The 6,596-nt window shown below is 59.9% G+C and carries 8 protein-coding genes; 4 read left to right on the forward strand and 4 right to left on the reverse strand.

The window, feature by feature from the left end; all coding sequences use genetic code 11:
* Window positions 1–585: bifunctional 2-polyprenyl-6-hydroxyphenol methylase/3-demethylubiquinol 3-O-methyltransferase UbiG (gene ubiG, locus ABJP42_RS15785; protein ID WP_348342033.1), on the forward strand; the 585-nt coding region annotated here is incomplete at its 5' end.
* A 307-nt stretch (window positions 586–892) separates the two neighbouring features.
* Here the strand turns inward: ubiG and ABJP42_RS15790 are convergent.
* From ABJP42_RS15790 to ABJP42_RS15805, 4 genes are all read right to left on the reverse strand, one after another.
* Window positions 893–1,333 carry a MarR family winged helix-turn-helix transcriptional regulator gene (locus ABJP42_RS15790; protein WP_348342034.1) on the reverse strand — a complete coding sequence of 147 codons (441 nt, stop codon included), beginning with the start codon at window positions 1,331–1,333 and terminating at the stop codon, window positions 893–895.
* Entirely contained in the window at window positions 1,333–2,163 is an 831-nt protein-coding gene (locus ABJP42_RS15795; protein ID WP_348342036.1) for a carbon-nitrogen hydrolase family protein, read from the reverse strand. The genes ABJP42_RS15790 and ABJP42_RS15795 overlap by 1 nt, the downstream gene beginning before the upstream one ends.
* Before the next feature lie 32 nt (window positions 2,164–2,195).
* Complete coding sequence (gene grxC, locus ABJP42_RS15800; protein WP_348342038.1) at window positions 2,196–2,453, reverse strand: glutaredoxin 3; 258 nt, start codon at window positions 2,451–2,453, stop codon at window positions 2,196–2,198.
* 83 nt (window positions 2,454–2,536) lie between these two features.
* Window positions 2,537–3,265 (reverse strand): ComF family protein, encoded by a 729-nt coding sequence (locus ABJP42_RS15805; protein WP_348342040.1) that lies wholly within the window; start codon window positions 3,263–3,265, stop codon window positions 2,537–2,539.
* 13 nt (window positions 3,266–3,278) lie between these two features.
* On the opposite strand from ABJP42_RS15805, the gene ABJP42_RS15810 reads away from it, so the two are divergent.
* The 3 genes from ABJP42_RS15810 to ABJP42_RS15820 form a co-directional block, all read left to right on the forward strand.
* Window positions 3,279–4,109 (forward strand): methyltransferase domain-containing protein, encoded by an 831-nt coding sequence (locus ABJP42_RS15810; RefSeq protein ID WP_348342042.1) that lies wholly within the window; start codon window positions 3,279–3,281, stop codon window positions 4,107–4,109.
* A gap of 164 nt (window positions 4,110–4,273) precedes the next feature.
* A complete protein-coding gene (hemH, locus tag ABJP42_RS15815; protein WP_348342044.1) occupies window positions 4,274–5,335 on the forward strand; it encodes a ferrochelatase in 1,062 nt (353 codons plus the stop codon).
* A gap of 70 nt (window positions 5,336–5,405) precedes the next feature.
* Window positions 5,406–6,596 (forward strand): phosphotransferase (locus ABJP42_RS15820; RefSeq protein WP_348342046.1); only part of this gene is annotated, 1,191 nt, incomplete at its 3' end.

Raw genomic sequence — 6,596 nt, forward strand, 5'->3', positions numbered from 1 at the left:
GACCTGACCCAGCCAGTACCCTTCAAGGGCCTGCGCCTGCTGGATATCGGCTGCGGTGGCGGGCTTTTGTGCGAACCCATGGCGCGGCTGGGTGCCGATGTCACCGGCGCCGATGCAGCCGAGGGCAACCTGCCGGTGGCGCGGCTACATGCGGAACAGACCGGGCTGATGATTGATTATCGCCATACCACCGCCGAAGACATGGCTGCCGCCGGAGAGCAATTTGACGTGGTGCTGAACATGGAGGTGGTTGAGCATGTGGCAGATCCGCTCGGCTATCTCACCGCAACGCAGGAACTGCTGAAACCCGGCGGGCTGGAGATCTGCTCCACCATCAACCGCAATCCCAAAAGCTACGCCGTGGCGATTTTTGGCGCCGAAGTGGTGATGCGTTGGCTGCCGCGTGGGACGCATGAATGGCACAAATTCATCACCCCGGACGAGCTGGTGGAACTGCTGAAAAAGGCCGGCCTAACCCCGGTTGATCGCAAGGGGTTTGTCTTTAACCCGATCAGCTGGAACTGGTCGATTTCTGATCGAGATCTATCGGTCAACTACGTCACCGCCAGCGTGAAAGATCAGTAGCTCCGAACGGGCTTTTCCAGATTTCTGAAATGTTAACGATCCCATAACCTTTTGGATAGGATCATCCCTCTTTTGCAGCCTTGGAGCTGGTTCTCAAACAGAATAGAGTTGTTTCAGACATATCTTTAAGAGCTTGTCCAACTGGGTTGGCCCATCCGATCCAGTCCCTCCATTTGGGTCTGCCACCACTCACATCTCGACGGATGGCTCAAATGGAAATTTAAGGGGATGCCTGCTGCGACAGGCATCCCTTTTCTGTTTTTACAGGGGTGCTATCCTCACAGAGCAAATCCAAGGCGCCAGGTTTTTAAGCGGTTGATTCCAGTTTTGCGCGCAGTTCACGCAAAATGGGCAGGGTGGCCCGGACCCGTTCCCCGCCAAGGTCAGAAACCACTTCGGAGATCAGCGGCACGATGCTGGCCAGGGCCGCATCCCGCGCCTGCCGTCCCGCCGGGCTGATCGCCACCATCTTGCGACGGGCATCGTCCCAATCCGGGCGGATATGCACATAGCCCGCCACTTCCAGCTTGTTGAGCGTATTGGTCATGGCGCCGCGTGTGACGTGAAAGGCCTTGGCCAATTGCGCCGGAGAGCGTTCAACCCCGGTGCGGGTGAGGTGATTGAGCACCGAAAAATGCGACAGCTCCATTCCCTTGGGCAGGGCCTTACCCAGACGCGAACGCGCCAGTTGGTCGGCCATCAGGATCTCGCTAAACAGCGAGACCGCAAGGGAGTGGGTTTCTTCCATCAGGGTCCGTCGAACTCTCGATCATGGGTCAGGGCGGGCACGCGCCTGCGTGCTTCTGCCACTTTTTCCATATCAAGATCAACGTAACTTATGCCCGCAGCCGTGCCGGCATCGAGCAGAATCTCTCCCCAGGGCGCCACCACCAGCGAATGCCCATAGGTTTTGCGCTGCGCGCCGCGGCTGGTTTTATGGCTGCCGGTCTGCGCCGCAGCCAGAACGTAGCAGCCGGTTTCAATGGCACGGGCCTGCAGCAACGCATGCCAATGGGCCGCGCCAGTGACCGGCGAGAAAGCCGCCGGGGCGATCAGGATCTCTGCACCTGCCTTGGCCAGGGCCCGGTGCAGATAGGGAAAACGCAGATCATAACAAATGGTCAGACCCAGGGTGGCAAAATCTGTCTTTGCCACCACAGCCCGATTACCAGGACGGTAGCCATCGCTTTCGCGGAAGGTCTCTTCCGGGGTCACCTCCACATCAAACATGTGGATTTTATCATAGCGGGCAGTGATCTCACCCTGCGGCGAAATCAGGAACTGGCGATTGGCGAACCGACCGTCTGCCTCGCCTGTTTTGACACCAAAGGAGCCCAGAGACAGCCAGATGCCATGGGTGGCTGCGGTTTCACACAGGGCCGCCAGATTGGCATCGTCTTCCTCAAGGTCCAGGACCTCTTGCTGATGCGCGCGGCTCTGCGAGACGCAGTTGCTCACCTCTGGCGTCAGCACAAAACCGGCACCATTGGCGACCGCTTCAGCGATCAGGCGCTGAAGCAATTCGCGGTTTTCTTCAGGGGAATCGCTCGAGGTGATCTGCAACAAGGCGGCGCGCATCTGATATCCCCTTTTGAGAAAGCCTTTGTGCCTCAGGCGGCAAGCAGAGAATCCAGCTTCCCGGCCTGCTCCAGCGCATAAAGATCATCACAGCCGCCGACATGGGTCTCACCGATAAAGATCTGCGGCACGGTGCGTCCCCCATTGGCGCGCTGGATCATCTCATCCTTGCGGCCTGGGTTGGTCAGTACATTGACCTCGGAAAACTCAACGCCTTTTTGGGTCAGCAGGCGTTTGGCAGCGTGGCAAAAGCCACAAAGCGGCGAGGTGTAGATTTCGACCGATGTCATGCGGGTCTCCAATTGTCAGGTTGTCTTGGTTCTGGGCCATATGGGGAGGTTTTGCAATCATTGCCAGCCACGACGGCGTTTGATCACGCCCGTGTGACTCGCGCCAGCACCGTCACCCGCACCTCTGCCGCGCCTGCGCCATGGCAGGCATCGGCGCAGGCGGTGAGCGTCGCCCCCGAGGTCATCACGTCATCCACCAGCAGAACCACCCGCCCCTGTATCAGGGCAGCGTGGCGGGGATGGGCAGCAATTGCGCGGCTGAGCGTGGCAAAGCGCTGCACTCGGGTCTTGCCCTCCAGACTTGGCGTTACCTTGATGCGTTTCAGCAGATCCGGCCAGTAGTCCAGCCCGGATTGGCGCGCCAGGTGTTCGGCCAGAAGAGCGGATTGATTGTAGCGCCGCCTGAGAAACCGCGTCCAATGCAGCGGCACCGGGCAGATCAGAGGGTTGTCACGCAGCAAGGGCGCCGCCGCCCGGGCCATCCACCCGGCTGCAGGACCGGCCAGATCGGTGCGATCGCCGTGTTTCAGGGCCATCACCAGATGGCGGGCCTTGTCCTTATAGAGCATCGCCGCGCGCCCCTGGCTCCAGGGCCGGGCAATTGACATACATTCATCGCAGTCCAGCCGATAGCCGTCCGTCTCTCCGGGCAGCGGCACGCCACAGCCCTCGCAACAGGTGCCGCTGATAAAATGCGCATCACCCCAGCAACTGCCGCAGAGACCAAAGTCCTGTTCGACCAATTCATCGCAGCCCAGACATTTGGACGGATAGATCAGCGAAACAGCGGTTTGAAACTGCGCGCGCAACATCTAAATAGCTCCCATGACGCAAGCACCCAAATCACAGCCAGAGCTGTTCGACCATTCGGCCCTGAGGCTGCATCGCAACCGCCACCAGGCTGAGGCCCTATTCCTGCACGATCTGGCGCGGGACGAGGTGGAAGATCGCTTAACAATGGTTAACAGAACCTTTACGGCCCCCGCGATTGTGACGCCTTTTGCCGAGATTTGGCGGGGGGCATTGCCAAATTCAAAGATTGTCGCTGATGAGGAGGTGCTGGACCTCACCCCCGGCGCCCATGATCTGGTGATTCACGCCATGGCGCTGCACTGGGCCAATGATCCGGTGGGCCAGTTGATCCAAAGCCGCCGCGCCCTGGCAGAGGACGGCTTGCTGCTCGCCGTGACCCTAGGCGGGCGGACCCTGCATGAACTGCGCAGCGCCCTGGCCGAGGCAGAAACTCAGGTCTGCGGTGGCTTGTCACCGCGTGTCGCCCCGATGGGCGAAGTCCGCGATCTCGGCGGATTGCTGCAACGGGCCGGATTTGCCCTGCCGGTGGCCGATGTGGTGCCGCTGACAGCGCAGTATCGCGACTGCCTGCATCTGATGCGCGAGCTGCGTGCCATGGGCGAAGGTAATGTGATGGCCCAGCGCCGCCGGTCTTTCAGCCCGCGCGCCCTGTTTGCCCGGACCGAGGCGATTTACCGGCAGCATTTTGAACTGCCCGATGGCCGCCTGCCCGCAACCTTTGAACTGGTCTGCCTGACAGGTTGGTCGCCTTCTGAAACCCAGCAGCAACCGCTGCGGCCCGGTTCTGCCAAGATGCGGCTGTCAGAGGCGCTGAAGGTGCCGGAAACCAAATTGCCCGATTAGAGCGTCGCCTGATCACTTCCCAGATCAATAAGAAAAAGAAATCACTGCGCCAATATGATCCAATTGGCCTTTGCCCTCGTAACACCCTATCTTATGGCGAACTGTGACCCTCGCCATGAATTCCACTAGCAAAGCCTTGCCGCAGATACAGGACCACCGCCCCTATGCTGGATTCTTCCGCCCCCGCCACCTGCCCCGCCCACGCGCCAGCTGATCACCCAAAGATCAAAGGCGAAAAGGTCGGCATCCTGCTGGCAAACCTCGGCACGCCGGATGACTACAGCTATTGGCCGATGCGTCGCTATCTGGGGGAATTCCTGTCGGACAAGCGGGTGATCGACTACCCCTCTTGGAAATGGCAGCCACTGCTGCAGCTGATCATCCTGACCAAACGGCCGTTTTCCTCGGGCGCGGCCTATAAGTCGATCTGGAACCACGACAAGGGCGAGAGCCCGCTGATGACCATCACCAAGGATCAGACCGCAAAAATGGCCGAGGCTATGACCGCGCGCTATGGCGATCAGGTCATGGTGGATTACTGCATGCGCTACGGCAATCCCTCGACCAAATCCAAGGTCCGCGCCATGGTTGCGGCTGGCTGCCAAAAGATCCTCTTTGTACCGCTTTATCCGCATTATGCCGGCGCCACCTCGGGCACGGCCAATGATGAATTCTTCCGCGCCCTGATGGAAGAGGTCTGGCAGCCAGCGGCTCGCACCATCGAGCCCTATTTTGATCAGCCCGCCTATATCGAGGCCCTGGCCCGTTCCGTGGAAGAGGCCTATGGCAAAGTCGACAAACGCCCCGGTATTCTGGTGGTGTCCTATCACGGCATGCCAAAACGCTACCTGATGCAGGGCGATCCCTATCATTGCCAATGCCAGAAAACCACGCGGCTGCTGCGCGAACGTCTCGGCTGGCAAGACACCGAGATCACCACCACCTTCCAGTCCGTCTTTGGCCCCGAGGAATGGCTGAAACCCTATACCGTCGATCACGTTGCCGCCCTCGCCAAGCAGGGCAAAAAGAGCATCGCGGTGATGGCGCCGGCCTTCTCTGCCGATTGCATCGAGACGCTGGAAGAGATCAACGAAGAGATCAAAGAGAGCTTTGAAGAGGCCGGCGGCGAGGATTTCCTCTATATACCCTGCCTCAACGATGATGACGACCATATCGCCGCCTTAGCAGGTGTGATCGAGAATAATCTCAAAGGGTGGCTGGACTAACCACCCCTCCCCGGTCCAAATAGGATCCAATATTGGACTGCCGGAAAACCGGCGACCGGGGAGAACTAAAATGAGCCTTGCGCATTGGGGTGATGCCCTCAAATCCCATTGGGGCATTGATGCCGAGTTGAGCCGCCTGGACGGCGAATATGATCTCAATTTCATCGCCCGCGCCAGTGATGGCCAGGCCTATATCCTCAAGGCCATGCGCCCCGGCTGCGAGGCCTGGCTGGTCGAGATGCAGGTGCAGGCTTTTCAGCATATTGCCGCCCAGGCGCCGGATCTGCCCTGCCCACGGGTGATTGCTGCCCCGGATGGCGCTGCGATGCTGGTGATCGCCGATGAGACTGGCGCCGAGCGGCTGTGCTGGCTCCTCGAATGTCTGCCCGGCAAATGCTACGCCAAGGTGGCGCCCAAATCCCCGGCGCTGATCCATGAGGTCGGCGCAGTTCTGGGTGGGGCTGGCAAGGCATTGGCAGATTTTCAGCACGCCGGACTGAAACGTGATTTCAAATGGGATCTGATGCAGGCGGGCTGGATAGGCTCAGAGCTCAGTGCCATTGCGGAGCCCGACAGACAGAGTCTTATTGGTGAAATTGCTGCGGAATTTGCCGTATTAGAGCCTGTTCTGGCCAGTCTGCCAAAGCAAGCGATCCACAATGACGCCAATGACTATAACATCATGGTGGCGGGTGAGTTGAGCGAACCGCGCCGGGTCTCTGGCCTGATTGATTTAGGCGATATGTGCACCGCCCCGCGCATCTGCGACCTGGCCATTGCCGCTGCTTACATCGTGCTGGACAACCCCGAGCCTGAGGCCGCACTCGCTGCCCTCGTGGCGGGCTATCACAGCGCCTATCCGCTGTCTCCAGAGGAGGTGGATCTGATCTACCCGCTGCTGCGCATGCGGCTGGCGGTCAGCGTGGTGAACTCCACCCAGATGGCCCTGAAAAACCCCGACGACCCCTATGTGACCATTTCACAGGCGCCGGCCTGGCGCTTCCTGGAAAAGACAGAAATCCACGGCGGGCTGCTCTGCGCCCGGCTGCGCGCCGCCTGTGACTTGCCGGTGGTTGATGGCGCCGAGCGGGTGCTGGGCTGGATCAATTCCGAGCGCGGAAATTTTGCGCCATTGATGGGCGAAGATCTGGCCGATGCCCCCATGGGATCGCTCTCGGTTGAAAACTCAACCTGGCCGCAGAACCCCTTTGACATGCCCCTGGCCGAAGCCGCACGGGTGGGCGAAGAGTTTGAGGATGGA

The organism is Pseudophaeobacter sp. (assembly GCF_039971195.1).
Taxonomy (GTDB): Bacteria; Pseudomonadota; Alphaproteobacteria; order Rhodobacterales; family Rhodobacteraceae; genus Pseudophaeobacter.

What these genes read in the sequence shown, in the direction of transcription:
- ABJP42_RS15790 (WP_348342034.1), bottom strand. Translation starts at nt 1,333, where the DNA reads ATGGAAGAAACCCACTCCCTTGCGGTCTCGCTGTTTAGCGAGATCCTG.
- ABJP42_RS15795 (WP_348342036.1), bottom strand. Translation starts at nt 2,163, where the DNA reads ATGCGCGCCGCCTTGTTGCAGATCACCTCGAGCGATTCCCCTGAAGAA.
- grxC (WP_348342038.1), bottom strand. Translation starts at nt 2,453, where the DNA reads ATGACATCGGTCGAAATCTACACCTCGCCGCTTTGTGGCTTTTGCCAC.
- ABJP42_RS15805 (WP_348342040.1), bottom strand. Translation starts at nt 3,265, where the DNA reads ATGTTGCGCGCGCAGTTTCAAACCGCTGTTTCGCTGATCTATCCGTCC.
- ABJP42_RS15810 (WP_348342042.1), top strand. Translation starts at nt 3,279, where the DNA reads ATGACGCAAGCACCCAAATCACAGCCAGAGCTGTTCGACCATTCGGCC.
- hemH (WP_348342044.1), top strand. Translation starts at nt 4,274, where the DNA reads ATGCTGGATTCTTCCGCCCCCGCCACCTGCCCCGCCCACGCGCCAGCT.